The organism is Bacillus cereus group sp. N24, from assembly GCF_016483345.1.
Lineage (GTDB): Bacteria > Bacillota > Bacilli > Bacillales > Bacillaceae_G > Bacillus_A > Bacillus_A toyonensis.
In genome coordinates, this window is record NZ_JAEHCA010000013.1 from 49,986 (window position 1) to 74,677 (window position 24,692).

The following is a 24,692-nucleotide window of genomic DNA, read 5'->3' on the forward strand; positions in this document are numbered from 1 at the left end:
AAATCATTTTAACATTTAGATAAATATCTAAATGTCTAATTATCGAAAGGAAGAAAGACATTGAATCAAGCATTCAAAGCATTAGCAGATCCAACAAGGCGAAAAATTTTAGACTTATTAAAAGAAGGTGATCTAACCGCTGGTGATATTGCCGAACATTTCAATATGACGAAACCAAGTATTTCACACCACTTAAGTGCACTTAAAAATGCTGAACTTATTCAAGATGAAAAAAGAGGGCAATTCGTTGTGTACTCTTTAAACACAACTGTCTTTCAAGATTTGTTGACTTGGGTGTTTACGTTTACAAATAAGGGGGAAGAGGGGAAATGAAAAAACATCTTTTCGCAATTATATTAATTGTTACAACTTGTTTAGCTTGGGCGTTTGCTTGGCCGCATTTGCCGGATACAATTGCGACACATTGGAGCGGCGGTAAGGTAGATGGCTATTCGTCTAAATTTTACGGAATGATTTCTATGGTCGGAATTATGATTGCATTATATATATTTCTAAATGTGATACCTAAGATTGATCCAAGAAAAGCAAATTACGAGAAATTTTCTAAAGCTTTTATGATGATGAATAATGGGGTACTCCTGCTACTATTTGTAGGGAATATAGATATTATTACAAGTGGATTAGGATATAACTTATTTATTAATCGGGTTCCAGAATTATTAGTGGGTGTTTTATTTTTAGTAATGGGTAATTATTTACCACAGTGTAAGCCAAACTTTTTTGTCGGGATGCGTAATCCATGGACGTTAAGTAATGAAGAAGTGTGGCGGAAAACACATCGATTTAGCGGAAAAGTATTTGTGGCTTTAGGAATTATTATGATTATAAGTGTTTTCGCTCCGGCTGATTGGAGATCTTATATGATGCTGGGGATTATAGTAGTTGCTGTTATTATAACGAATTTATATTCTTACGTTTTATATAAAAAAGAAATACAATTGTGAGCTATATTAATCAAATTTTATAGTTATAGTTTCTATGTGTTAAGAGATTTTAATACTCAGTGGGGATAATGAAAAGCTCGCTGAGTAAATTTTCTGTTTAAAGGTCTGAAAATTCAGTTAAAAAGATGACTTAGGGGGATTTTACATGTTAGAAATTATAAATTTTAGTAAGACATACAAAGGTGGAAAGAAAGCAGTAAATCATTTAAATATTACTGTTAAAGCAGGAGATATCTTTGGATTTATTGGACATAACGGTGCGGGGAAAAGTACAACAATTAAGTCGTTAGTAGGAGTTATAGATTTTGAAGAGGGCGAAATTTTTATTGATGGACATTCAGTAAAAAAGGATCCGATTGCATGTAAGAGAGTAATGGCGTATATTCCTGATAATCCAGATTTATATGAGCAATTAACAGGAATTCAATATTTGAACTTTGTTGCGGATGTATTTAAAGTGCCGGCGAAGGATCGGGAAGAACAGATCCAGAAGTATGGGGATGCCTTTGAGATTACACCTTACTTGGGAGACTTAATATCTTCTTATTCGCATGGGATGAAACAAAAAGTAGCGATTATATCGGCGGTTTTACATAAACCGAAATTATTAGTTTTAGATGAACCTTTCGTTGGTCTTGATCCAAAGGCAGCCGTAGTATTGAAAGGTATTATGAAAGAGCTTTGTGAAAAAGGAAGTGCGATTTTCTTTTCTACGCATGTTTTAGATGTAGCGGAGAAGTTATGTAATAAAATAGCGATGATTAATCGAGGGAAATTAGCACTTTCAGGGGAAGTGAGTTCTTTAATAAAGGAAGGCTCATTGGAAGAGCTCTTTATGAAGGAGCTTGCTAATGAATACTAATAGTTTAGGGCTTTTAAAAATCCGGTTAATAACGCAGCTCGGTCTAAACACTTTTAAATACGAAAAAGATAAGAAAAAGAAGCAGAATAAGATTTTGCTGACAGCATCTATTGCTCTAGTTGGTGTCATGTTAATGTTATATTGCGGAGCCTCGGCATATGGATTGGTGAAACTAGGAATGAGTGAAATTATTCCCGTTTATGCACTAGTTATTAGCAGTGTATTAACGTTGTTTTTCACTATATTTAAGGCAAATGGAGAAATTTTTGCTTTTAAGGATTACGACTTTTTAATGTCATTGCCGATTCGTGTAAGTACTGTTATTGCAAGTAGATTTTTGTATTTATACTTGCTGAATACAATCTTTTCAATCGTAATTATGCTACCGATGGGAGTTGTATATTGCATACATGAAAATCCATCAGCTTCTTTTTACTTTATGTGGTTCATCAGTATGTTTATAGCATCTTTAATTCCAACAACAATTGCAGCAATCTTTGGAGCTGCGATTACGGCAATCGCTTCTAAATTTAAAAATGCGAATAAAATAACTACGATTTTAAGTTTTATAGTAATTATTACATTCGGTTTCTTTATGCTAAAAAACGGAAATACTCAATATAGCCTTAATGATATGAACGGAATTGGTGCAATTGTTACGGAGCAATTAACTAAAGTGTATCCACTAGCTAACATGTTTCAAAAAGCAATTGTTCATGCTGATATTATAGCTTTCATCTTATTCGTTGGGATATCAGTTAGTTGGTATTATCTTTTTGTAAAAATACTTTCGTTAAAATATAAGCAAATAAACACAGGGATTTCCACTTATCATATGCTTTCAAATTATGAGATTAATAGTATGAGAAAAGAAAGTGTATTGGTCGCATTGTATAAAAAAGAGCTGAGACGTTTCTTCTCTTCTACAGTGTATGTCATAAATAGTGGAATGGGAGTCGTGATGGCGATAGCTTTCTCGTTAGCTGTAGTTGTAGTAGGGCCAAGTCAATTAATAGCGTACCCTGGAATTGAGCCCTTGTTGCAAAAGATTGCTCCATTTGCTATTGCAGCAGCGATTTCAATGACGTGTACAACATGTGTGTCATTGTCTTTAGAAGGAAAAAATGTATGGATTATTAAGTCATTGCCTATTGCGCCAAAGATGGTTTATGACAGTAAAATTCTTATGAATCTTTCATTGAGTATACCTGCATCACTTATTAGTGCTGTATTACTGATAATCGGGTTAAAGCTAGATGTTTGGAGTTCTCTTTTCATCGTAATAACACCGATAACATATTCATTATTTTCAGCAGTATGGGGAATTTTTATTAATAATCGATTTGGTTATTATGATTGGGTATCAGAAACTCAAGTAGTAAAACAAAGTATAGGATCGTTTGTTGGTATGTTTGGTGGCTTAATTGTGGCGGTTATACCTGCCTTGTTAATTGGTACTGCTACTATCTCGAACTACAGAGTATTTACTTTTGCAGTTATTATAGTGCTTACGATTATTACTATTTTCTTGTATAAGAACGAGTCGAGAAGAAGTATAAAGTGAAACTTTAATCAGTGGGGGGGGGGTTGTTCATCCCCACTGATTATTAGCCCTCGCCAATCGGGCGTTTACGGGCAGTTTATCTCCCACCTAACTTCTTTGCTTCACCTGAATTTTGAGGTGGGAGTTTTACTGCAAGCAAATAGCGGGATAAAATAAAAAAGCTGCTTTTCCTTTAAAAAGGAAGAGCAGCTTTTTTATTTTGAAAAGGTTTAGAATCTTATATTACTTTTTTAAAACAGGTATCCATATCTCGCTTCTGAAATTCGGTGAGGATAGGTCTTTACTTTCATTCCACAATATTTCCGGTCCTTCCGCTAGTTCATAGTTTGAAGAAGGGAACCATTCGGAATAAATGCGTCCCCATACATTTTGTAATGTTTCAGGAAATGAGCCGACAGCTTCAAAGATAGCCCATGTTGAAGCTGCGACTTCAAGTTGCGCGAATTGCTCTGGACAATCTTTCGTTGTGGCTACCCCAATATAATGATCGAGTTCGCCTTTTTCCTCCATTCTTCCTTCAGAAAAATTTGTAGAAGCACTAATGATTCCATTTGGTTCCACATTTGAAAGCATCTTTAATGTTTGAATGGACTGTGGGTTTAAACTTTTCCACATAGAAGCAATTTCCTCATTTACACCGTTAAAAACGATTGGCACTCGTTTTGTAATACCTATAATTCGAAATGAGTCTTTTTCTTCAATTCGATAGTTCATTTCATTTCCTCCTTGAATCGATAACTGGAAGGTCATTGGTGAATAAGCTTTCAAAGAATGACTAGTACTTCGAGCTTCTGAAGGCGTTATGCTATGCAAATTTTGAAATGCACGTGCAAATGAATCTGGTGAATTGTAGCCATATTTTATAGCAACATCAATGACTTTTGCATTGCTATCTTTTAGTTCAAAAGCAGCAAGAGTAAGACGTCTACAGCGAATGTAATCTGACAGCGATATGCCAGCTAGAAATGAAAACATCCTTTTAAAGTGATACTCGGAGCAGAGTGCTAGCCTCGCAACTTCTTTAAAATCAATTTCATTCGTAAGGTTATCTTCAATATAGTGCATTGCTGCATTCATATTTTTAAGTGAATCCATATTATGACCTCCTCTGTACATAGAATAGCAGGAACAGAATAGCTCCATCCGACATTTCGTGCACAACTTTGTAGGTAGCTTTTTCACCTTACAAAATTGTAATGTTCCTGTAAGGAGAATGAATGGATGGTATGATATCCCAATGTTATAGTAACAAAGTACTTTCGTTCAGTAGGTTAAATTTTTATATCTTTACTTATGCGTCTTACATAACTGTCATGTTTGTGTAAGAAACATCGATAGTGGCAAGAGTAGAGAGTGTATATAGTTGAAAATAGAGAATAGAAGAAATGAGGGATGTCGAGATGAAAACAGTGTTAGAAGCAAAAAATATTGAAAAAGTGTATGACACGGGTGGTAATAAATTTGCAGCGTTAAAAGGTATTAACTTACAAGTAAAAGAAGGTGAGTTCGTTGGAATTATGGGACCTTCTGGTTCTGGTAAGACGACTTTACTAAATGTTCTTTCTACAATTGATAATGCGACGAACGGTGAAATTTTAATTGATGGAAAAGATATTGTAAAGATGAATGATGATAAGTTAGCGTTATTCCGCCGCGATCATTTAGGTTTCATTTTCCAAGATTATAACTTATTAGATACGTTAACAGTGAAAGAGAATATTGCGTTACCTCTTGCTTTATCGAAAGTAAAGGCAAATGAAATTGATCGACGTGTTCTTGAAATTGCGAAAAAGTTCGGTATCGATCATATTTTAAGTCAGTTTCCATATCAAGTATCTGGTGGACAGAAGCAGCGCTGCGCCGCATCACGTGCAATCGTTACAAATCCAAGTATGATTTTCGGGGACGAGCCAACTGGAGCGCTTGATTCAAAATCAGCTACAGATTTGTTAGAAAGTATGAAGTCGTTAAATGAATATGATAACTCTACCATTTTAATGGTAACACACGACGCATTTGCGGCGAGTTATTGTAAACGAGTTATTTTTATTAAAGATGGTGAACTATATAAAGAATTGCATCGCGGTGAATCGACGCGTAAACAGTTCTTCCAAAAAATCGTTGACGTAATGTCTTCTATTTCTGGAGGTATGGCTGATGACCTTATCTAGCATTGCCCTCCGCAACATACAGCGGAACTTTAAAGACTACTTTGTATATTTTGCATCTATGATTTTTAGTATCGTCATTTACTTTACATTTAAAGCACTGCAATATAATTCACAAATGGAAAAAGCAGCGGAAGCCTCTAAAAAAATTAGCGGTGCGTTTCAAGTTTCAAGTGTGATGCTTATCATTTTCGTAGCAGTGTTCATTATATATTCGAACGGATTCTTTACACGTAAACGTAAAAAAGAAGTTGGCTTATATTCGTTATTAGGTATTCGTAAAAGACAAATTGGTAAAATGCTCTTTTATGAAAATATGTTAATGGGATTAATGTCATTAGTAATTGGGATTGCGATTGGTAGTGTCCTTTCAAAATTATTCCTTGAGTTATTAGTAAGTATGATGGGATTAAACTTAAACGTTCATTTTGAAGTACCGATGGCGGCCATTATTGATACAGCAATTATTTTCTTTGTGATTATTTTATATACATCACTCCAAGGATATCGTTTAATTTATCGCTTTAAGTTAATTGAACTTTTCCACGCAGAACGTGAAGGAGAAGCAATGCCAAAAGGATCTGTCATTATGGCATTAATTTCAGTTTTCTTAATCGGTTCAGGCTATTTCTTAGCGTTAATGTTCATGAAGGCAGTTAAGTATGCAGACTTTATGGCAATTGCACTTTATATTTTACTTGCGACAGTATTAGGTACGTACTTACTATTTATGTTCTTTACAGTATTCGTATTGAAACGTGCAAGAAATAATAAATCATCGTTTTATAACGGTATGAATATGGTAACAACGTCACAGTTACTATATCGTATTAAAGGGAATGCAAAGTCACTTGCGACAATTTCTATTTTAAGTGCGGTAACATTAACGGCGGTTGGTACGTCAGTTACGATGTATTACAACACATTTACACAATCAAAAGCAGTTGCACCATACAGCTACTCTTATGAGAAGAAAGATGCAGAACTAGATAAGAAAGTAAATGCGATTTTTGCTGAAGAGAAAGAAAATCATCCTGTAAAAGATCAATTTGAAGTTGAGATGGTTCCTGTAAAAGGAAAGTTTGAAGGGGATAAAGTTGATTTCATCCTTAATATGAACTACAGTATCTCAGAGAAATATCAATTTATATCTCAATCTGAATTTAATAAAATTGCTAAAAAAATCGATGCAGAAACAGTGAATGTAACTGCTGGTGAAGCATTTATATATGATAGTTCTTATATTGAAGGGTATGAGTTTAGCCCAGAATATAAAGGAAGTAATGCGGTATTCCAAATTGGAAATGAAATGAAGAAATTAACGATTCAAGGTGCAAATAATATAGCAATTACGAACTTAGGTGAATTGGTTGTTGTCGTTTCAGACGAAATATATGAGCAAGCGAAGCAAGCATTTGGAACACGTGTTGTAAAAAATATCGATGTAAAAGATGAAAGAAACAGTAAAGTGTTAACGGAAAAATTAGCAAAAGTGATGCCAGCTGGTGAATTAGAAATGGTGCCACCATTTAGAGACTTTTACACTGGTTTTCATATGGGGCTTGAAGGAACTGGACTAATGATGTTCATCGGAATGTTCTTAGGACTTGTATTCTTACTAGCAACAGGTTCTATTATTTACTTTAAACAATTAACAGAAGCAAATGCTGATCGTGAGCGTTATGTTGTACTTCACAAAATAGGGGTCACAAAACAAGAGATGAAAAAAGCGATTGCAAAACAAGTAAGCTTTATCTTTGCGATTCCGTTAGTAATCGGAATCCTGCACAGCTTGTTTGCATTAAAAGGTTTAGGGAACATACTACCATTTGAAATTATGATTCCGCTTCTAATTAGTATCGGAGTATACGGCGCTATTTATATTGGATATTACTTCTTAACAGTTCGTTCTTATTATAAGATCGTGAGTGCGAAGTAATAAGGGGGCAGCTATCGCTATAGGCGATAGCTGTTTTTTTATTCTTCATAAAATCTTAAGAAATCTCCTCAATTTTTATTAAGAAACGATAGTTATACTTAGACTCAAGTTAAAAACTATTGAACGAATGGGGAGAGGTTTACATGCAACTCATAACATTCTTACATGAATTTATTAAACATCCGAAACATACTGGTGCAATTGCGCCAAGTTCAAAAATATTAGCAAAGAAAATGGTAGATGTAATTGATTTTAATAAAGCGAAATGCATTGTAGAGTTAGGTCCTGGTACAGGAGTCTTTACGAAAGAAATTATGAAGAGAAAGAAGAAGGAAACAATATTTCTTCTTATTGAAATTAATGAAGTGTTTTGCAAAGAGCTAAAGAGAAAATTTAAAGATGAGCAGAACGTCATTGTTGTACACGGTTCAGCTGAAAATATAAAGAAGTATATGGAAGAGTTCAATATAGAATGCATTGATTACGTCTTATCAGGATTGCCTTTTACTTCTTTACCAGAAGAAGTTTCAAAACGTATTTTAAACAATGCAATGGAAGCGATACATGAGAATGGGGAATTCATAACATTTCAATATTCACTTGTGAAAAAAGGCTTTATACAGCATTTCTTCCCTGAAATTACATTAGAAAAAGTGTGGCTCAATTTCCCGCCAGCTTATGTTTTTAGCTGTAAAAAAGAGCTAAGGAGAGCATATGCATAATGGAATTACATGAATTATTATCATACATTGAGCAGTACGGGTATTGGGCATTATTTTTCTGTTTATGGTTAGGAATTATCGGTATGCCAATTCCAGATGAAATGATTGTGATGAGCGGTGGTTTCGTATCTTCATTAGGTATATTAAGTGTTATTCCTGCGTTTTTATTAACATATTTAGGTGTTGTATCCGGGCTTTCTTTAGGTTATATACTAGGGAAAATATTTGGGACAAAAGTACTCCATAAATTAATGAAAAAGAAGAAGGCGAAGTATTTTATAAAATCACAAGAAATGGTCGAGGCATACGGACATTACGCACTAATTACGAGTTATTTCATACCGGTTGTAAGACATATCGTGCCGTATTTAGTTGGAATGAATAACATGTCATTTAAGACGTATGTTTTATATTCATATACGACAGGCTTTGTTTGGACGCTCGTTTACTTTGTGCTTGGTTCTATATTTGGACAACATATTGAAAGAATTGTAGCAGTTGCGATAGAGTATGGTGTGTATTTTGGAGGAATTATCGCAGTGATTGTGAGTGTGTTTTATTTATACAGACAAAAAAGGAATACAGTGATGAGTAAATAAAGGAGGCGGCAGCCTCCTTTATTATGAATATGGTTTCATGTATCGGAGTGCTGATGCACAGCCCTGTTACATTAAGAAAAAGTTAAGAAACTGTACGAGTTTTTATTAAGAAATGCTCTCTATACTTAGAAAGGTCTTATTGAAAAACATAATGAAAGGCGGAATATAGATGAAAAGATTTATTTTAGGATCATTACTTGTGATTGTAGCGGGAGCGGCATATTTATTAAATGGGAGTAAGCTATTAGATCAGATGAACCCATTTCTTGACATAGAGAATCATTACGCAATTATTGATACGAATGGAAAAGAATTAGGTGGAAATAAAGGCCGTGAATATACAGTGAAAGCTTACGATAAGGATGGTAAGGAAAAAGAAGTAACGATTGATGGAGTAGGTGAATTACAAAAAGGTTCGTACTGGCATGTGCTTACAAGAGGACAGTTTTTACATGATAAAGTGCAAGTAACGATAGATAAAATTCCTAACGGTGCAAAGGAAAAGTTAGGATTGTAAGTATAAACCCGATTCTTAATGAGAGAATCGGGTTTGTTATTTTATGGTAATATATAAAGGGGGAGTGAGAGGTATGCTACTCATTGTGAGCCTTATATTAATTGGGGTTATGTGTAGTTTGAGAATAGTACCCTTACATATGATAGAGCGGCAAAAGATAGAAGAACGATATGTATATTGTCCAGAATGTGATGCGAAAATTAGAAAAGGGAATTCTGCTCCTTTTTGTTCGAAATGTAATGTAATATTTTAAAGAAGATAAAAAGGCAAAACGAACATACTTCGGTTCGTTTTGCCTTTTTTATAAGGAATAATACTAACTTTCCATTTTCCACTGATAACTTCTATAGTGACCTCCACAGGAATAGTGGATTTTTTTAATAAAATCAATTTAAATAATTTTATTTTGGAGCTACAGACGTTGAAACATAAAATTGTTACTTATTAGTATCTATAACACTTTAAAGTGCGTACTTTTTATTGGGTCTTAGATGAGACATAATTACATACGTAAGAGGGACATGAGTAATATGAAACTACAAAGTATCTATGTTTTTTTAATAATTATCGTGCTTTGGAGTGCATACTTCTCTGACTGTTCGAACCCTTTATATCGCTTTTGATCAGTCATTTCTTTTCACATTAATTGATATCCATTCATTATTTTTAAATAGATTTTAGGAGGAGATTTTAAATGAAAGATTTATTAAAAGGCACACTTGGTTTTGGTACAGCACCACTAGGTAATATGTACCGTAATATTCCAGAAGAAGAAGCAATCGCAACAGTGGATGCTGCTTGGGATAATGGTGTTCGTTACTTCGATACAGCGCCACTTTATGGATCTGGTTTAGCAGAGATTCGTCTTGGCGAAGCACTATCGAAACGAAATCGTGATGATTACTTCTTAAGTACAAAAGTAGGTCGAATTATTTCAGATGAATTGGAAGATCCATCTACACGTGATTTAGGTGAAAAGGGCGGACTTTTCGAATTTGGTCGTAAAAATAAAATCATCAATGATTATAGTGCGGATGCAACTCTTCGTTCTATTGAGGATAGTTTAAAACGTTTAAAAACAGATCGTCTAGATTTTGTTTATATTCATGATGTAGCACAAGATTTTTATGGAGATGAGTGGATTTCACAATTTGAAATTGCTCGAACAGGAGCATTCCGTGCACTTACTCAATTGCGTGATGAAGGTGTAATTAAAGGCTGGGGCCTTGGGGTAAACAAAGTAGAATCAATTGAACTTATGCTGGATTTAGAAGAAGCAAAACCAAATGTGTCTTTACTAGCGGGTCGCTATTCATTATTAGACCATGAGCGTGCGTTACAACGCGTAATGCCTGCAGCTGTAAAAAACAATATGGACATTGTTGTTGGTGGACCATATAGCTCAGGTGTACTTGCTGGAGGTGCTCACTTCGAATACCAAAAAGCGTCACCAGAAATCGTTGCAAAAGTTAATAAAATGAAAAACCTTGCAGATCGTCATGGAATCAGTATTAAAGCTGCTGCTTTACAGTTTGCACTGGCTAACCCAGCGGTTGCAGCTGTTATTCCTGGTGCAAGTAAACCGGAACGAATTGCAGAAGACCAAGCTGCATTGAAAACAGTGATTCCGGCAGCGTTCTGGGAAGAAATGCGTGAACAAAAACTAGTTGCAGCTCATGCACCACTACCAATTAACGTTAAATAGAAAGGAGCGTAATGAAAATGGCAAACACTATTACATCTATTGAAATTCCAGCTTCACCTGAACAAGTATGGAAATTAATTGGAGGTTTTGATGCACTTCCAGATTGGTTACCGTATATTCCTAGCAGTAAAGTAACGGAAGGCGGGCGTGTACGCCATTTAGCTAATCCTGATGGCGATGCGATTGTAGAGCGTTTAGAAGCATTTAATGAGAAAGAGCGCTACTACACATATTCAATTATGCAAGCACCGTTCCCTGTGACAAACTATTTATCTACAATTCGTGTGAAAGAAGGTAAAGATGCTAACACATCATTAGTTGAATGGTCTGGTAGCTTCACTCCTGTAGCGGTTACTGATGAAGAGGCAATTAATCTATTCCATGGAATTTATAAAGATGGTTTAGAGGCATTACAACAAGCATATTTAGGTTAATCAATTTATTAAACATTTGAAAGTCTGCAGTGTAACAACTGCAGGCTTTTTTATGATTATTAAATTTCTTTTTTAAGAAAATATTAAGAAACCCCGTCACTATTTGTTAAGAAAATGTATCTATACTGAATTCTGTTGCTTAAAGAGGACATCAAGAATCATAACAGGAGGTACAGATAGATGAAAACAATGTTAGATGCGAAAGGGATTTCGAAAATATATGATACAGGCGGGAATACGTTTGAAGCGTTGAAAGATATTCATTTACAGGTAAAAGAAGGAGAGTTTGTCGGTATTATGGGACCGTCTGGTTCTGGTAAGACGACACTTTTAAATGTCCTTTCTACCATTGATACAGCTTCAAAAGGTGAGATTTTAATTGATGGAAAAGATATTGTGAAGATGAATGATGATGAATTGGCGCTATTTCGTCGTAATCATTTAGGATTCATTTTTCAAGATTATAACTTGTTAGATACGTTAACAGTACGAGAGAATATTGCACTGCCACTCGCTTTATCAAAAGTGAAGGCGAAAGAAGTAGAATTACGAGTCGAGACGATTGCGAAGAAGTTTGGAATAGATCATATTTTAAATCAATATCCGTATGAAGCATCAGGTGGACAAAAACAGCGCTGTGCAGCATCAAGAGCGATTGTAACAAATCCAAGTATGATTTTTGGGGATGAGCCAACGGGTGCACTTGATTCAAAGTCAGCGACAGATTTATTAGAAAGCATGAAAACATTAAACGAGAAAGATCGTGTAACAATTTTAATGGTAACGCATGATGCATTTGCAGCAAGTTATTGTAAACGCGTTGTATTTATTAAAGATGGCAAGTTATATAAAGAATTACACCGCGGGGGTATGACACGCAAACAATTCTTCCAACAAATTATTGATGTGATGTCTTCAATTTCTGGAGGTGCTATAAATGAGCTTATCTAGCATTGCGCTTCGTAATATAAAACGAAATTTTAAAGATTATTTTATTTACTTTGCGTCTATGATTTTTAGCATCGTCATTTATTTTACGTTTAAGGCGTTGCAATACAATTCACAAATAAGTGAAGCTGGAGATAATATCGGACGAGGATTCCAGCTTGCGAGTGTAATGCTCATTATTTTCGTTGCGATATATATTATATATTCGAATGGTTTCTTTACACGAAAACGTAAGAAAGAAATAGGTCTTTATTCTTTACTTGGTATTCGAAAGAAAGAAATAGGCAAAATGCTTTTTTATGAAAACATGTTAATGGGGTTATTATCGTTAGTAATCGGAATTATAATAGGTAGTTTACTTTCAAAAGGGTTCCTGAATTTACTTGTAAATATGATGGAGTTAGGTGTAAAAGTTCACTTTGAAGTACCGATTGGAGCGGTTATAGATACAGCAGTTATTTTTTGTTTCATTATTTTATACACATCGTTTAAAGGGTACCGCGTTATTTATCAATTTAAGTTAATTGAGCTATTCCGTGCAGATAACGAAGGCGAAGTCATGCCAAAAGGTTCTAAAATAATGGCTATCATTTCTATATTATTAATTGGATCAGGGTATTTCTTATCAGTAACGGCTATTAAAAATGCAAACAGTGATAACTTTATGCCACTTGCTCTTTACATTTTATTAGCAACAGTGCTTGGAACATATTTATTATTTATGTTCTTTACAGTCTTTGTATTAAAAAGAGTGCGAAACAAAAAATCTTCATTCTATAACGGAATGCAAATTGTGACGACATCTCAGTTACTATACCGCATTAAAGGAAATGCGAAATCGTTAGCGACGATTGCAGTATTAAGCGCAGTAACGTTAACGGCGGTTGGAACTTCTGTTACGATGTATTACAACACATACATGCAAGCAAAAAAATATAAGCCAGTTAGTTATTCATATGAAGTGAAAGATAATCATGTGGATCGTAAAGTGAATGAGATTTTAAAAGAAGAAAAGAATGAAGTCATTCATCAATATGAGTTAGAGACAGTAAAAGTGATAGGTGAATACGGTGATAATATTTCAAATAAAGATAGTTTACATGCAAGAACAACTGAAATTATCGCACAGTCAGCATTTAATAAAATTGCAAAGTATTTAAATGAAGAAACTGTGTCTTTAAAGAAGACAGAAGCGTATGCATTTGATGGCATGTACAGTGAAGGGAAGAGGGATAGTGGCGTATATAAAAATCGAGAAGCGATCTTCCCAATTGGAGAAGTAGCACCAGTACAAGTGAAAGATGTACAAGCAAAAAATATTACAAACTTATATGAACTTCTAGTTGTCGTTCCGGATGAAGTGTATGAGCAAGCGAAGAAGGCAATTGGAGCTCATACTGTGAAAAATATTGATGTGAAAGATGAAAGAAATAGTAAAGTGTTAACAGAGAAATTAAAGAAAGTAATACCGGAAGAAGATGCAGAAGGAAGAGAGCAATACAGTGATTTCTATACTATTTTCCGTGATGGTATTGAAATATCAGGTTTAATGATGTTTAGTGGTATGTTCTTAGGACTTGTATTTTTACTTGCAACAGGATCTATCATTTACTTCAAACAATTAACAGAAGCACATGCAGACCGTGAACGGTACATCGTTCTTCGAAAACTCGGTGTTACGAAAAAAGAAATGAAAAAGGCAATCGCAAAACAAATGAGATTTATCTTCTTCACTCCTTTAGTACTTGGTATATTACACACTTTATTTGCGCTGAAAGGATTAGCGACAGTTATTCCGTATGAAATTGCAGTTCCGTTGTTAATTAGCATTGGCGTGTATAGCGTTATTTATATTGGTTATTATTTGTTGACGGTTCGTGCTTATTTTCGGATTGTTAGTAAATGAAAAAAGCAAGAGAACGTAGTGAAGACTATGTTTTTTTGCTTTTTTATCGTTATTTATGTCCTAAAATATGCTAAACTTCATGCACATTTAATGTACTTACTTTAGCGATCGAACAAAGAAATGGAATTACTTTGGAGAGGGTTAAAGAAATACAAGAAATGATTCAACAACATAACTAGATTAGAAGAGAAAAAACGAGTGATAGCACTCGTTTTTTCTTATACAACCGCAGGATTATAAATCATCGTAAAGTGTCCTTGTAACAATTCAATATGACACGGTGTATGAAGCGAACTTTCGCCATCTGTATCTACTTCTTTTTCTTCTTCTGTTTCAATATGAATGGATTTCGCCTTTACATGGAAAATATCATTTTCATTTGAGTCTTCAAATAGTTTCTTTCCGATATAATCTTTAAACGCTTGAATGCCTGTTGACTTAACTACGAAAATATCAAGTGTACCGTCATCACATTTTACGTTCGGAATGAAGGAGGGAATACCACCAAGATATTCACCGTTTCCAACCATAACAAGAACAGCTTCATCTTCATATACTTGTCCGTCATAAGTGATTTTGACTGGGAATGTTTCAGCATTTTTTACAGTTCGAATTGTGCTTAAGTAGTAGCCGATTTTTCCAAGCTTTGCTTTTTCTTCTGCATCGATATTATTTGATACTTCAGATACGAGGCCAATGCCCCAGAAGTTTAAGAAATGTTGTCCATTTGCTTTTGCAACGTCAACTGGTTTTACGTGTTCCTTTGTGATAAGTTTTGCCGCTTCTGCAATGTTTTGCGGAACACCAAGTGTGCGAGAGAAGTCGTTGCAAGTTCCGCCTGGAATAATTGCAAGTGTAGGTCTAGTTTCAAGAGGGGCTAAGCCGTTTGTGCATTCAAATACAGTCCCGTCACCGCCAAAGACGATAATTAAATCTACTTTACTAGCAAACTCCTGACAGTATTTTGTTGCATCGCCTTGTTTTTTCGTATGAAGGATACGTAAGTCAGGAAAATTTGCCGCAAGAGGTGGTACGATTTTCGCCAAATTTGTATGTAAGTCGCCTTGTCCAGCTTTTGGATTTACGATGAGGAGTACCTTTTCAAATTTTGTCTTTGTCATTTTTATTCTCTCCCTTTGTCTTTTACGAATTGTGATAGAAAATAAACTTCCATCAGTAATTGATGGAAGTTTACCCCGCTTAACGGGCAGTAAGACTCCCACCTCAAATTTCGCCGAATACGAGGAAGTCAGGTGGGAGATTAACTGCCCGTAAAAGCCCGATTGGTTCAACTAATAATCAGTGGGAGAAAAAAACCACTGATTAAAGTTTCACTTTATTTTATTATATTACTCCGTTACAACTGAAGCGATAAATGGTAAGTTACGATATTTTTCAGCACAGTCGATACCGTAGCCAACGATAAATTCGTCTGGAATTTGGAAGCCAACATATTCAGCTTTTAAGTCCACTTTACGGCGTTCAGGTTTATCAAGTAACGTACAGAATTTCAATGCTTTTGGTTTATGCATGAAGAAGTGATCTTTTAAGAAGTGAAGTGTTAAACCAGAATCGATAATGTCTTCTACGACAATTACGTTTTTTCCAGTAATGTTTACATCGATATCTTTTAATAGTTTTACTTTTCCAGTTGTTTCTGTTTGATTTCCGTAGCTAGATGCAGAGATAAAGTCGATTGTTACTTCGTTTTTAATGTGACGAATTAAATCAGCAGCGAATACGAATGAACCTTTTAATACTGCGATTACTACGATTTCTTCTCCTTCAAAGTCACGCTCGATTTGAAGTGCTAGTTCTTTTACTTTTGCTTGTAATTGTTCTTCAGAAATTAAAGTGTCTTTTATTTCAATTTTCATTTGAATCCTCCTACAGTGTAAAACTTGTGAACATTTCGACTGTAAAGGATAGAAAGAAAAAAGTCAAAGAAGACATAAGGTTTTTACAAAAATCCCCACAAAATAGTCAGATGATATGATATACTGATTACATTAAGAAAACGCTTCCATGAAGGGTGATTATGATGAAAAAGAAACAGTATACAAGTGTAACATTTATAAAAGCATTGCTGTTAACAATTGTTTTTGGTATGTTGGCTTACATAATTGATGTACCTGCAATTCGCATTTCACTAATCGGAATGACTTTAGTATTAGGCGCAATTTCCCACGGTATGATATCACAGCTTCAAGAAGCTGGAGTTGATAATATGAAAAATCATATAGATAAAAAGTGAGAAACCTTCATTATATAGAGTGAAGGTTTTTTTCTTACAAAAATGTAAGGTAGTTGTAAGAAAAATCGATAGTTGCATAATAGCATTTTGGATAAACTAGGGGTGTAAGGTAAAAGGCAAGCATATTTTAGGTAAATTAAGTTTTAGGCACTCTATATGTGAAGAAGGAGTAGGAGGGCATGGAGAAACGTTGGACGACCTTTTCTTTTTTAGCAACTAGTAATACCGTAATGCTAGCTGGAGAAATGGATTTTTTGCACTTGTTTGATCGTAAAGACGATCATTCTTCTTCCCAATTTACAATGAAATGGCGTAAATGGAGCGAAAGTTGTAGATTGGAAGAAGAGGCCCCTAACGAAGAGCAAAAGATTATTTTAACAAATCCTATTAAAGCGTGGGTTGTTCAACGTCGTAAGTGTAACGTCAAAAATCACTTCAAGAAAACTGAGCCGAGACAATTAGTTATCGCTCCGGCCCGCTCTACTTCTGAAACACGCGAAAGTAACATGTAAATATTGAGACACGCACCCAAAAAACATCGTATATATTGCGATGTTTTTTTATTTTTTTACAATGAAATCTTTAAATGAAATATATTTCATCTGCATCTTATATTTATATCTCTTGTTTATTCTAGTGATACATCCGATGCGAAGTGATGTAAAACGTATAAGAGGAGAGAGATAAAATGAAAAAGAAACTATTACCGATCTGTGCAATGGCACTTTTAACAGTAGGATATTCTTCAGTAGCAAGTGCGGATACTGGAACAGTAACAAAGGAAGAAGCAGCGCAAGTGCAACAGGATAAAGCTAAAAAAGAAGAAGCAATTAAGGCGCAGCAAAAAAATGAAGAAGAGAAAAAGCAAGCGGCACAAGTCCAAGAGAAAAGTGATATGGCTAAAAAAGAAGCAGCGATAAAAGAGCAACAAAAGAATGAAGTAAGGAAAAAAGAAGAAGCACAAGTGCAACAAAAAAATGATGCGGCAAAAAAAGAAGTAGCGAAGCCAATTGTAAAAGGTGAAAAATTACCAAATACAGCATCTAATAATGTAGCAATGATGGGATTAAGCGCATGTCTTGTAGCGGTAGGTACATTATTTGGTTTGAATCGTCGTAATAAAGTTAAGGCGTAAATAAAATATTGTCCTATAAAGAATGGGGTAATTTCACATATTAAAAATGGTAGGTTATCCCTACCATTTTTTGCATGGAGGGATGAAACATGAAGTTACTCAATTATATCGGTATCATATTGATGGCCATAGGGCTATTCATGGGATCATATTACGCTGTGGAATGGTATAAAGGAAAAAGCTCTGCGCAAGAATTAACGGCAGAAGAAATAAAGAAACTTAAAAATATACAAGATACTCAACTTTCTCATGAAACACCTGTAACTTCTCAAGTGCCTTCTTCTCAAATAGAACATAAAGAAGGAGAAAAAGTAGCAATGTTAAATATACCGAAAATAAAGAAGAAGTTTTCTATATATTGGGGAGCGAATGATGCAACGCTCAAAAAAGGAGTTGGTATGTTTGTTAGCGATTTAACGACAACGCCATCTGGAGGGGGACATACTGTATTAAGTGGGCACCGGGATACTGTATTTACAGATTTAGGAGAGTTGAAAGAAAAGGATACTCTTATTTTAGAGTATGATAATAAAACTTACACATATGAAATTCAAAAGACGTGGATTACCCATGCGGATGATCGTACTGTTATTATAAAAAAAGAAGAACCACTATTAACACTGACAACTTGTTACCCATTTGATTATATAGGAGATGCACCGGATAGATATATTATCGAGGCGAAGTTAACTGCTAGTTATTCAAAATAAAATTATAGTTTCTGAAGGCGAGAGGGGGACACATACGTTATGTCAAAAAACATTTTAATTGTTGAAGATGAAGATATATTACGTGAAATATTAAAGGACTATTTTTTAAGTGAACAATATGTAGTGTTTGAAGCAAGGGACGGGAAAGAAGCTTTAGTTGTATTTGAAGAAGAAGAGGTTGATTTAGTTATTTTAGATATTATGTTGCCGGAACTCGATGGATGGTCTGTTTGCCGAAGAATTCGGAAGACGTCCGAGGTGCCTATTATTATGTTGACGGCGCGCGTAGATGAAGATGATACGTTACTTGGTTTTGAACTTGGAGCAGATGACTATGTGACGAAGCCGTACAGTCCACCAATTTTATTAGCAAGAGCGAAACGATTATTAGAAAGTAGAAAAGCATCGAAGAAACCTTTAGAGAATGAAGATGATACGTTATCAATTCATGGTATCCACGTTCATTTTCCATCACGTACTGTTACTGTTGATGAGGTAGATGTTAGTTTAACGCATACGGAGTTTGAAATATTGGTGTATTTCATGAAAAACCAAGGGATTGTACTAACAAGGGAACAATTAATTTCAAGAATTTGGGGATACGAATTTGCTGGCGATGATCGAACAGTTAATAGCCATATTCGTAATTTACGAAATAAATTAGGAGAGAAAGCAAAGTACATTACAACTGTAGTACGAACTGGATATAAATTTGAGGGGAATGTATGAGAAAAGGGATTGTACTAAAATTATTTACTCTCACAACAGCATTATGTATGTTAATTTTAGCGACGATATTTATTGGACAAACGATATTTTTCAAACAATATTATGCGAATCGAAAAGTAGAAGATATTAAAGTGAATTTAAATTCCTTTGAAAAGAATTATTTAAATTACGCAGGAAATGCAGAAGGAATTCAGAAACTGGAGCAAGACTTTTTTAGAGAAAATAATACGTGGATTACGACATTAGATCAGAATGGGAATTTAAAACATGTGGATGATTTTTATTTTGAGGTAACGATAGACCGTAGGAAACAAAAGGAGTTTGGACAACAAATATTCAAGATTCCCTTATACAATCTCGTCAATATAGAGGAGATTGATAATAAATCATCAGATCAGTTTTTAGGACAAACAATGTCTGTTTCTGGGATGAAACAAGAAGATAGTTTTATTCCATTCTCTTTCACGTTAAGTAAGCAAAATTTAAATGGATCTAATAAGCCATTAGAAAAAGCGTTTCAGGAGAAAATTAAATTAGATGAGGAGAAAAGGAGAGCAGCTGGGGAGCAACTTGTTAAGGAAAAGAAACCAGCTGTTCAGGAAGAAGTTGCTCAGGAATTAGGCTTTTACATAGCAGGGCGTGTTACAAAAGTACAGTTCCCAGATGTAAAAGGTCCTGTGAATCCAATTTATAAAAATAGTATATTCTTGGATAACATAAAAGAATTTCAAACGGATTTATTATTAAAAGAGAGCAAGCACATACAATATGCAACACAAACAATGGACTATGAAAAAAATGATATAAAATATAAATTATTAATCAAGCCAATAAAAGAAAAAGATGGATCAGTAGCATATATATATGCGATGGCTTCTTTACAGCCTGTAGATGAGGCTGTACAAATGGTGCAAGATTATTACATATACATCATTGCATTTGTAGTTGTTCTCATTTTTCTAGCTTCGTTCTATTATTCAAAACAAATTGCAAAACCGTTACTAAAAATAAATGATACAACGAAAAAAATAGCGCATTTAGATTTCACAGAAAAAATTCCAATTACTTCAAAAGATGAAATTGGGGATTTATCGAAAAATATTAATACGCTATCGAATAAACTCCATTCGCATATTGGACAGCTAGAACAAGATATTGAAAAGGAAAGAAAGTTAGAAAAGACGCGGAAAGAATTCATTTCTGGTGTTTCACATGAATTAAAAACACCGTTAAGTATTATGAAAAGCTGTATTTCTATTTTAAAAGATGGAGTAGCTGAGCATAAAAAAGAGTACTATTTTCAAGCGATGGAACGAGAAGTAGATAAAATGGATACGTTAATTTTAGATATGCTTGAGTTAGCTAAATTTGAGTCAGGTACATATAAAATGAAAATGGATTCATTTTATATCGATACAGTAATTGAAGATATATGTGAACACCTTTCTGTAGAAATAGAGAAAAAAGAACTTCGTGTTCATAAAAACATAGGTCCATTTGAAGTAGTCGCAAATCAAGGCCGGATTGAACAAGTCATCGTGAACTTCATTACGAATGCCATACGTTATACACCGAATAAAGAGGATATTATTATTTCTACAATAGATGAGAAAAATCGTATAAAAGTGTGTATTGAAAATAAAGGTACTCATATTGAAGAAGAGCAATTAGATAAAATTTGGGATCGTTTTTATCGTGTGGATGTAGCTCGTCATCGTTCACAAGGTGGAACAGGACTTGGACTTGCCATTTCTAAAAATATTTTAGAATTGCATGATGCTGAATATGGAGTAAAGAATACAGAAGATGGTGTGTTATTTTACTTCTACTTACTGAAAAAAGCGTAGATCATACATGTTACGCTTTTTTTTAAGTTATTTTCATATTATCTTTACCTAATCTTTATTTTTAAGAGATATAATCTTGTTAGAAAATGAGGTTATGTAAGGAGTAGATTAGCCGTGAATAGCAATTTACTAGGTGTGATGGTATTTATTTTTCTTTGTGCATTTATTGTATTTATTATTGATATTACTCATTGAGAATTTTGATATAAAAAAAGGGCGCTAGTTAAGCGCCCTTTTTGTTTGCATTTATTTGATAAGCATTGATGCTTTTGAATAAGCGTGGTGAAGTGATAAATAAAAATATAAGTAAGACGGTACATAGAATATAGGAACCAATCATTGTGCTGCCATTTACGATTAATGAATATAGCACAGCTGATTGACCTTTCGGTGCATATTGTCCCCAGAAAATAATACCGGCAATAAAGTGACAGAAGTAACGAGCTAGACTACCGATAAATGTAGCAACGATAATGAATCCAATTACTTTCTTTCCTTGGTTTTGTTTTGATGAAGGTTTATCTTTATGGCTACTTAAGTTTGATTGTTCGTTGCCATTCGCATTAGATGCTAAAAGTGCATTTTGAATTGGACAATAGAATAAACCAGCAAATCCGATAAAAGCAAAGGCAATGAAGTACTCAATGAATGCTTGAACTGGTGTTAAAATGTAGGCATCACCTACGACAATTTGTAATAGTCCCCAAACTAAACCACCTAAGAAAGCTGATTTAAAGCCCCAGCGGTAAGCAATAATAAAAATAGGAATCATAGCGAATGAGATAGAACCGCCTGTTGGAAGTTTAATTGATAATGGTAAAATGTCGATGACCATGGCGAAGGCTGCAAGAATTGCAGATTCGATCATCGCTTGTAAATTAGTGTTACGCATGTTGTCTCCCCCTAAATCCAAGTTGCATAAAAAAGAACATTATCATAGGAGGATACGAAATACGTAAATAAAAATGAGGTATGTATTTCGGACGTTTGCACAATCCCTGCGTTAGCATTAACTAACAGGTTCGAGGGGTCGGAACGAAGTGTTCCCTCTCAGCGGCATGGCTCCCCCAGTGATAACGAGATTCTTTATTTGCTATTGTTTATTGTAAGCGAAATGGATGAGAATGGCAAATGAATACAGTATGACAATAATTGAAATAGAATTGTAGCGAAATGTTAATAAATATGAAGCAAAAGGGTATAGTACAAGAGAAATTGGGTGTGGTATAATTTTTTTGAAAATAATTATCATTCTCTTCTGAGGGGGAAGGTTATGAGCTTAGTAGATATTAAAATTGGAGAGAAAGTGTTAGTAAAAAGCATTCAGTCTCTAGATCAGTTATTAAAGCGTAGACTAGCTGCTTTCGGTCTAGCGGAAGGAAGCGAACTTCGCCTGAAACAGAAAGCGATGTTTAAAGGTCCTTGTACATTGGAGTGTCGTGGACAGTTAATTAGTATTCGTCATTGTGACGCGAAAATGATAAAGGTGGAATTAGCGTGAATAAGGTAGCTTTGCTAGGGAATCCGAATACAGGGAAGACATCATTATTTAATGCACTTACTGGTTCTTATGAATATGTAGGAAACTGGAGCGGTGTAACAGTAGAAAAGAAGGTTGGTAAATTAAAAGATAAGCAAGGCACATTGATTGATTTACCAGGCGTTTATGATTTAAATCCAGTTTCGCGTGATGAAGGTGTTGTAACAAACTTTCTATTAACAGAAGAATTTCAGCATATGTTAAATATTGTGGATTCCTCGCAGTTTGAACGAAATATGCATTTAACGTTGCAATTGCTTGAATTTGGTAAGCCAGTTTCAATCGGTTTAAATATGGTTGATGTGGCGAAGCAAAGAGGAATTGTAATTGATGTAAAACGACTATCAGAACTATTAGGTGTAACAGTTGTGCCTGTCGTTGCAAGAAGCGGAAAAGGCTGTGAAGAACTACTTGCGACTCTTAAAGAAATTGACAAAAACGAGAAAACCCCATTTGTTATTTCATATGGTGTACAAATGGATAAAGGAATCGGAGAAGTAATAGCTCTTTTAGAGACAGCAAATTATGAGCATCCGAGATGGTTAGCACTTCAATTTTTAAGCAATAACGAAGTAGTAGAAAAAGAAATGAAAGCATTACCAATTTATAAGGAACTCATAGCCATTCGATCTCGCTTAGAAGGAAAACTTGATTGTACGTTAGAAGAGCACATTTACAAAACTCGTGAAGCGTATATTGAAAAGTTAAAAACAAATGTTATGAAGCATGAGAAAGAAGGAAAAATTCCTTTTTCAGAAAAAATTGATAGATTAATTACACATAAAATTTTAGGACTTCCAATCTTTTTAGCAGTTATGTTTTTTATTTTTCAGGTTACGTTTACTTGGATTGGTACACCTTTATCGGATATGTTAGATGAGTTTTTTGGTGGCCAGCTTACGGATTGGGTGACGGCTGGGCTTACAAGTATTGGAGCTTCTGATTTTATTCAAGCACTCGTTACAGAAGGTATTATTGCCGGTGTTGGTGCTGTGTTAGTATTTGTGCCACAAATCTTTGCACTATTCTTTTTCATTTCATTATTAGAAGACTCAGGATATATGGCGCGAATTGCAGTTGTGATGGATAGAATTATGGAGTTCTTCGGATTAAACGGTAAAGCTTTTATTCCGATGATTATCGGTTTTGGCTGTAACGTTCCAGGTATTATGGCAGCGAGAACGATTGAACAGGAGAAAGAGCGTTTACTTACAGTTCTTGTAACACCATTTATGTCTTGTTCAGCACGTTTACCTGTATATGCATTATTTGCGGGAGTGTTCTTCCCTCATAGTCAGGCAACTGTTGTGTTCTCTTTATATGTTGCAGGGATTGTTCTTGCGTTAATAGTTACAAAAATTATGTCTCTTACTATTTTAAAAGCAGAAAAATCTATTTTCGTCATTGAATTACCGCCTTACCGTGTGCCACAAGCAAAAACGTTATGGCTTAGCACATGGGAAAAAGGGAAAGGGTTTGTTCGTAAAGCAGGTACATTCATCTTTGGTGGCTCGGTTGTCATTTGGCTATTAAACTATGCAGGTCCATCAGGATTTGGTGTTGATATGGGAGACAGTTACTTAGCAATGATTGGTGGGTTTATCGCACCGCTATTTGCACCGCTCGGCTTTGGAACGTGGCAAGCTGCAGCATCCCTTTTAACAGGATTTTTAGCGAAAGAAGTTGTCGTTTCTACAATGGCAATTATTTATGCGGTTAAAGAAGATGTGCTTGGAAACGTAATGGGAGCACATTATACAGCATTATCAGCGTATGCATTTATGTTCTTTATTTTATTATACGTTCCGTGCTTAGCGACAGTAGCTGTTATTAAACGTGAAACAGGATCAGCGAAATGGACGATTTTCTCAGTCGTTTATCCGCTCGTAGTTGCTTATGTATTAACGCTTATTATATACCAAGTTGGATCTTTACTCGGATTCTAAAAGGAGATGTATGATGATGGTCAATATTATAATTGGAGCTATCATTTTTGGTTATGCAGCATATACGTTAGTTAATTTCGTAAAAAGAAGTAAAAAAGGAAAATGCGCAGCATGTTCTTTAAATAAGTCATGTCAGTCGCAAACTTGTAGTCCGGATATGGAGCAAATCGCTCACAAGTAGAAAAAAAGCTTTGCGAATCTC

General features: G+C 34.7%; 27 protein-coding genes, 1 pseudogene and 1 riboswitch. Of the genes and pseudogenes, 24 read left to right on the forward strand and 4 right to left on the reverse strand.

All coding sequences use genetic code 11. From position 1 onward, the window contains the following. Positions 1 to 60 precede the first annotated feature (60 nt). The 4 genes from JDS95_RS18515 (at position 61) to JDS95_RS18530 (ending at position 3,391) form a co-directional block, all read left to right on the forward strand. The gene (locus JDS95_RS18515; RefSeq protein WP_199690711.1) at positions 61 to 333 is read left to right on the forward strand and encodes an autorepressor SdpR family transcription factor; all 273 of its coding nucleotides are present in this window, start codon (positions 61 to 63) and stop codon (positions 331 to 333) included. Further along, on the forward strand, positions 330 to 965 hold the full coding sequence (locus tag JDS95_RS18520) for an SdpI family protein (RefSeq protein ID WP_000716342.1): 636 nt from the start codon (positions 330 to 332) through the stop codon (positions 963 to 965). Before JDS95_RS18515 ends, JDS95_RS18520 begins: the two co-directional genes overlap by 4 nt. 145 nt (positions 966 to 1,110) lie before the next feature. Next, complete coding sequence (locus tag JDS95_RS18525) at positions 1,111 to 1,827, forward strand: ABC transporter ATP-binding protein (protein ID WP_000889766.1); 717 nt, start codon at positions 1,111 to 1,113, stop codon at positions 1,825 to 1,827. Beyond that, positions 1,817 to 3,391: a hypothetical protein gene (locus tag JDS95_RS18530; protein WP_001095685.1), complete on the forward strand. Its 1,575-nt coding sequence runs from the start codon at positions 1,817 to 1,819 to the stop codon at positions 3,389 to 3,391. Before JDS95_RS18525 ends, JDS95_RS18530 begins: the two co-directional genes overlap by 11 nt. 222 nt (positions 3,392 to 3,613) lie before the next feature. Here the strand turns inward: JDS95_RS18530 and JDS95_RS18535 are convergent, their stop codons facing one another. After that, positions 3,614 to 4,486 (reverse strand): AraC family transcriptional regulator, encoded by an 873-nt coding sequence (locus JDS95_RS18535; RefSeq protein ID WP_000377675.1) that lies wholly within the window; start codon positions 4,484 to 4,486, stop codon positions 3,614 to 3,616. 305 nt (positions 4,487 to 4,791) lie between these two features. On the opposite strand from JDS95_RS18535, the gene JDS95_RS18540 reads away from it, so the two are divergent. From JDS95_RS18540 to JDS95_RS18590, 11 genes and pseudogenes are all read left to right on the forward strand, one after another. Further along, positions 4,792 to 5,562 carry an ABC transporter ATP-binding protein gene (locus tag JDS95_RS18540; RefSeq protein ID WP_000859652.1) on the forward strand — a complete coding sequence of 257 codons (771 nt, stop codon included), beginning with the start codon at positions 4,792 to 4,794 and terminating at the stop codon, positions 5,560 to 5,562. Further along, positions 5,549 to 7,498 carry an ABC transporter permease gene (locus JDS95_RS18545; RefSeq protein WP_199690712.1) on the forward strand — a complete coding sequence of 650 codons (1,950 nt, stop codon included), beginning with the start codon at positions 5,549 to 5,551 and terminating at the stop codon, positions 7,496 to 7,498. Before JDS95_RS18540 ends, JDS95_RS18545 begins: the two co-directional genes overlap by 14 nt. A 143-nt stretch (positions 7,499 to 7,641) precedes the next feature. After that, a complete protein-coding gene (locus tag JDS95_RS18550; RefSeq protein WP_001176057.1) occupies positions 7,642 to 8,220 on the forward strand; it encodes a class I SAM-dependent methyltransferase in 579 nt (192 codons plus the stop codon). Beyond that, on the forward strand, positions 8,220 to 8,819 hold the full coding sequence (locus tag JDS95_RS18555; protein WP_000418928.1) for a DedA family protein: 600 nt from the start codon (positions 8,220 to 8,222) through the stop codon (positions 8,817 to 8,819). Before JDS95_RS18550 ends, JDS95_RS18555 begins: the two co-directional genes overlap by 1 nt. Positions 8,820 to 8,988: 169 nt before the next feature. Then, complete coding sequence (locus JDS95_RS18560) at positions 8,989 to 9,336, forward strand: YxeA family protein (protein WP_000819392.1); 348 nt, start codon at positions 8,989 to 8,991, stop codon at positions 9,334 to 9,336. Between the two features lie 73 nt (positions 9,337 to 9,409). Continuing rightward, positions 9,410 to 9,589 carry a hypothetical protein gene (locus JDS95_RS18565; RefSeq protein WP_000924678.1) on the forward strand — a complete coding sequence of 60 codons (180 nt, stop codon included), beginning with the start codon at positions 9,410 to 9,412 and terminating at the stop codon, positions 9,587 to 9,589. A gap of 441 nt (positions 9,590 to 10,030) precedes the next feature. Further along, positions 10,031 to 11,041, forward strand: coding sequence for an aldo/keto reductase (locus tag JDS95_RS18570; RefSeq protein WP_000653977.1), 1,011 nt, complete (start codon positions 10,031 to 10,033; stop codon positions 11,039 to 11,041). Positions 11,042 to 11,058: 17 nt separating this feature from the next. Next, on the forward strand, positions 11,059 to 11,475 hold the full coding sequence (locus JDS95_RS18575) for an SRPBCC family protein (protein WP_000024115.1): 417 nt from the start codon (positions 11,059 to 11,061) through the stop codon (positions 11,473 to 11,475). A 180-nt stretch (positions 11,476 to 11,655) separates the two neighbouring features. Next, a complete protein-coding gene (locus tag JDS95_RS18580) occupies positions 11,656 to 12,426 on the forward strand; it encodes an ABC transporter ATP-binding protein (RefSeq protein WP_000855626.1) in 771 nt (256 codons plus the stop codon). After that, a complete protein-coding gene (locus JDS95_RS18585; RefSeq protein WP_000059444.1) occupies positions 12,413 to 14,329 on the forward strand; it encodes an ABC transporter permease in 1,917 nt (638 codons plus the stop codon). The genes JDS95_RS18580 and JDS95_RS18585 overlap by 14 nt, the downstream gene beginning before the upstream one ends. 101 nt (positions 14,330 to 14,430) lie before the next feature. After that, a pseudogene (locus JDS95_RS18590) lies at positions 14,431 to 14,508 on the forward strand (DUF2199 domain-containing protein); the annotation flags it as partial. Positions 14,509 to 14,547: 39 nt separating this feature from the next. Here the strand turns inward: JDS95_RS18590 and JDS95_RS18595 are convergent. Both JDS95_RS18595 and hpt read right to left on the reverse strand, forming a co-directional pair. Continuing rightward, a complete protein-coding gene (locus JDS95_RS18595) occupies positions 14,548 to 15,450 on the reverse strand; it encodes a diacylglycerol/lipid kinase family protein (protein WP_000167884.1) in 903 nt (300 codons plus the stop codon). A gap of 228 nt (positions 15,451 to 15,678) precedes the next feature. Next, positions 15,679 to 16,206 (reverse strand): hypoxanthine phosphoribosyltransferase, encoded by a 528-nt coding sequence (gene hpt / locus JDS95_RS18600; protein WP_000687583.1) that lies wholly within the window; start codon positions 16,204 to 16,206, stop codon positions 15,679 to 15,681. A 161-nt stretch (positions 16,207 to 16,367) separates the two neighbouring features. On the opposite strand from hpt, the gene JDS95_RS18605 reads away from it, so the two are divergent. The 6 genes from JDS95_RS18605 to JDS95_RS18630 all read left to right on the forward strand — a co-directional run bounded on the left by JDS95_RS18605 (position 16,368) and on the right by JDS95_RS18630 (position 21,004). Next, positions 16,368 to 16,583, forward strand: coding sequence for a hypothetical protein (locus tag JDS95_RS18605; RefSeq protein ID WP_002045482.1), 216 nt, complete (start codon positions 16,368 to 16,370; stop codon positions 16,581 to 16,583). Positions 16,584 to 16,762: 179 nt separating this feature from the next. Continuing rightward, positions 16,763 to 17,095, forward strand: a complete 333-nt coding sequence (locus JDS95_RS18610) for a hypothetical protein (RefSeq protein ID WP_000415608.1) — start codon at positions 16,763 to 16,765, stop codon at positions 17,093 to 17,095. A gap of 176 nt (positions 17,096 to 17,271) precedes the next feature. Then, the gene (locus JDS95_RS18615; RefSeq protein ID WP_000728018.1) at positions 17,272 to 17,718 is read left to right on the forward strand and encodes an LPXTG cell wall anchor domain-containing protein; all 447 of its coding nucleotides are present in this window, start codon (positions 17,272 to 17,274) and stop codon (positions 17,716 to 17,718) included. A gap of 89 nt (positions 17,719 to 17,807) precedes the next feature. Further along, on the forward strand, positions 17,808 to 18,428 hold the full coding sequence (locus JDS95_RS18620) for a class D sortase (protein WP_000771580.1): 621 nt from the start codon (positions 17,808 to 17,810) through the stop codon (positions 18,426 to 18,428). Positions 18,429 to 18,467: 39 nt separating this feature from the next. Beyond that, complete coding sequence (locus tag JDS95_RS18625) at positions 18,468 to 19,157, forward strand: response regulator transcription factor (RefSeq protein WP_000041849.1); 690 nt, start codon at positions 18,468 to 18,470, stop codon at positions 19,155 to 19,157. Then, positions 19,154 to 21,004, forward strand: a complete 1,851-nt coding sequence (locus tag JDS95_RS18630) for a sensor histidine kinase (protein WP_001225345.1) — start codon at positions 19,154 to 19,156, stop codon at positions 21,002 to 21,004. Before JDS95_RS18625 ends, JDS95_RS18630 begins: the two co-directional genes overlap by 4 nt. A 223-nt stretch (positions 21,005 to 21,227) precedes the next feature. On the opposite strand, the gene thiT is transcribed toward JDS95_RS18630, so the two are convergent. Beyond that, positions 21,228 to 21,896: an energy-coupled thiamine transporter ThiT gene (thiT, locus tag JDS95_RS18635; RefSeq protein ID WP_001246596.1), complete on the reverse strand. Its 669-nt coding sequence runs from the start codon at positions 21,894 to 21,896 to the stop codon at positions 21,228 to 21,230. 85 nt (positions 21,897 to 21,981) lie between these two features. Next, positions 21,982 to 22,083: riboswitch (TPP riboswitch) on the reverse strand. Positions 22,084 to 22,277: 194 nt separating this feature from the next. Here thiT and JDS95_RS18640 point away from each other — a divergent pair. Genes JDS95_RS18640 through JDS95_RS18650 form a run of 3 tightly spaced genes read left to right on the forward strand, consistent with a single transcriptional unit; the run spans position 22,278 to position 24,671 of the window. Further along, positions 22,278 to 22,505 carry a FeoA family protein gene (locus JDS95_RS18640; protein WP_000060512.1) on the forward strand — a complete coding sequence of 76 codons (228 nt, stop codon included), beginning with the start codon at positions 22,278 to 22,280 and terminating at the stop codon, positions 22,503 to 22,505. Further along, positions 22,502 to 24,490 carry a ferrous iron transport protein B gene (gene feoB, locus JDS95_RS18645; RefSeq protein ID WP_001044830.1) on the forward strand — a complete coding sequence of 663 codons (1,989 nt, stop codon included), beginning with the start codon at positions 22,502 to 22,504 and terminating at the stop codon, positions 24,488 to 24,490. The genes JDS95_RS18640 and feoB overlap by 4 nt, the downstream gene beginning before the upstream one ends. Before the next feature lie 13 nt (positions 24,491 to 24,503). Continuing rightward, the gene (locus JDS95_RS18650; RefSeq protein WP_000989597.1) at positions 24,504 to 24,671 is read left to right on the forward strand and encodes a FeoB-associated Cys-rich membrane protein; all 168 of its coding nucleotides are present in this window, start codon (positions 24,504 to 24,506) and stop codon (positions 24,669 to 24,671) included. The last annotated feature ends 21 nt before the right edge of the window (positions 24,672 to 24,692 follow it).

Coding starts and splice junctions, on each gene's coding strand:
- JDS95_RS18530 (WP_001095685.1), top strand. CDS start 1,817: ATGAATACTAATAGTTTAGGGCTTTTAAAAATCCGGTTAATAACGCAG.
- JDS95_RS18570 (WP_000653977.1), top strand. CDS start 10,031: ATGAAAGATTTATTAAAAGGCACACTTGGTTTTGGTACAGCACCACTA.
- JDS95_RS18540 (WP_000859652.1), top strand. CDS start 4,792: ATGAAAACAGTGTTAGAAGCAAAAAATATTGAAAAAGTGTATGACACG.
- thiT (WP_001246596.1), bottom strand. CDS start 21,896: ATGCGTAACACTAATTTACAAGCGATGATCGAATCTGCAATTCTTGCA.
- JDS95_RS18535 (WP_000377675.1), bottom strand. CDS start 4,486: ATGGATTCACTTAAAAATATGAATGCAGCAATGCACTATATTGAAGAT.
- JDS95_RS18550 (WP_001176057.1), top strand. CDS start 7,642: ATGCAACTCATAACATTCTTACATGAATTTATTAAACATCCGAAACAT.
- JDS95_RS18640 (WP_000060512.1), top strand. CDS start 22,278: ATGAGCTTAGTAGATATTAAAATTGGAGAGAAAGTGTTAGTAAAAAGC.
- JDS95_RS18580 (WP_000855626.1), top strand. CDS start 11,656: ATGAAAACAATGTTAGATGCGAAAGGGATTTCGAAAATATATGATACA.
- JDS95_RS18615 (WP_000728018.1), top strand. CDS start 17,272: ATGAAAAAGAAACTATTACCGATCTGTGCAATGGCACTTTTAACAGTA.
- JDS95_RS18560 (WP_000819392.1), top strand. CDS start 8,989: ATGAAAAGATTTATTTTAGGATCATTACTTGTGATTGTAGCGGGAGCG.
- JDS95_RS18595 (WP_000167884.1), bottom strand. CDS start 15,450: ATGACAAAGACAAAATTTGAAAAGGTACTCCTCATCGTAAATCCAAAA.
- hpt (WP_000687583.1), bottom strand. CDS start 16,206: ATGAAAATTGAAATAAAAGACACTTTAATTTCTGAAGAACAATTACAA.
- JDS95_RS18605 (WP_002045482.1), top strand. CDS start 16,368: ATGATGAAAAAGAAACAGTATACAAGTGTAACATTTATAAAAGCATTG.
- JDS95_RS18585 (WP_000059444.1), top strand. CDS start 12,413: ATGAGCTTATCTAGCATTGCGCTTCGTAATATAAAACGAAATTTTAAA.
- JDS95_RS18555 (WP_000418928.1), top strand. CDS start 8,220: ATGGAATTACATGAATTATTATCATACATTGAGCAGTACGGGTATTGG.
- JDS95_RS18610 (WP_000415608.1), top strand. CDS start 16,763: ATGGAGAAACGTTGGACGACCTTTTCTTTTTTAGCAACTAGTAATACC.
- JDS95_RS18545 (WP_199690712.1), top strand. CDS start 5,549: ATGACCTTATCTAGCATTGCCCTCCGCAACATACAGCGGAACTTTAAA.
- JDS95_RS18525 (WP_000889766.1), top strand. CDS start 1,111: ATGTTAGAAATTATAAATTTTAGTAAGACATACAAAGGTGGAAAGAAA.
- JDS95_RS18565 (WP_000924678.1), top strand. CDS start 9,410: ATGCTACTCATTGTGAGCCTTATATTAATTGGGGTTATGTGTAGTTTG.
- JDS95_RS18650 (WP_000989597.1), top strand. CDS start 24,504: ATGATGGTCAATATTATAATTGGAGCTATCATTTTTGGTTATGCAGCA.
- JDS95_RS18630 (WP_001225345.1), top strand. CDS start 19,154: ATGAGAAAAGGGATTGTACTAAAATTATTTACTCTCACAACAGCATTA.
- JDS95_RS18625 (WP_000041849.1), top strand. CDS start 18,468: ATGTCAAAAAACATTTTAATTGTTGAAGATGAAGATATATTACGTGAA.
- JDS95_RS18575 (WP_000024115.1), top strand. CDS start 11,059: ATGGCAAACACTATTACATCTATTGAAATTCCAGCTTCACCTGAACAA.
- JDS95_RS18620 (WP_000771580.1), top strand. CDS start 17,808: ATGAAGTTACTCAATTATATCGGTATCATATTGATGGCCATAGGGCTA.
- JDS95_RS18520 (WP_000716342.1), top strand. CDS start 330: ATGAAAAAACATCTTTTCGCAATTATATTAATTGTTACAACTTGTTTA.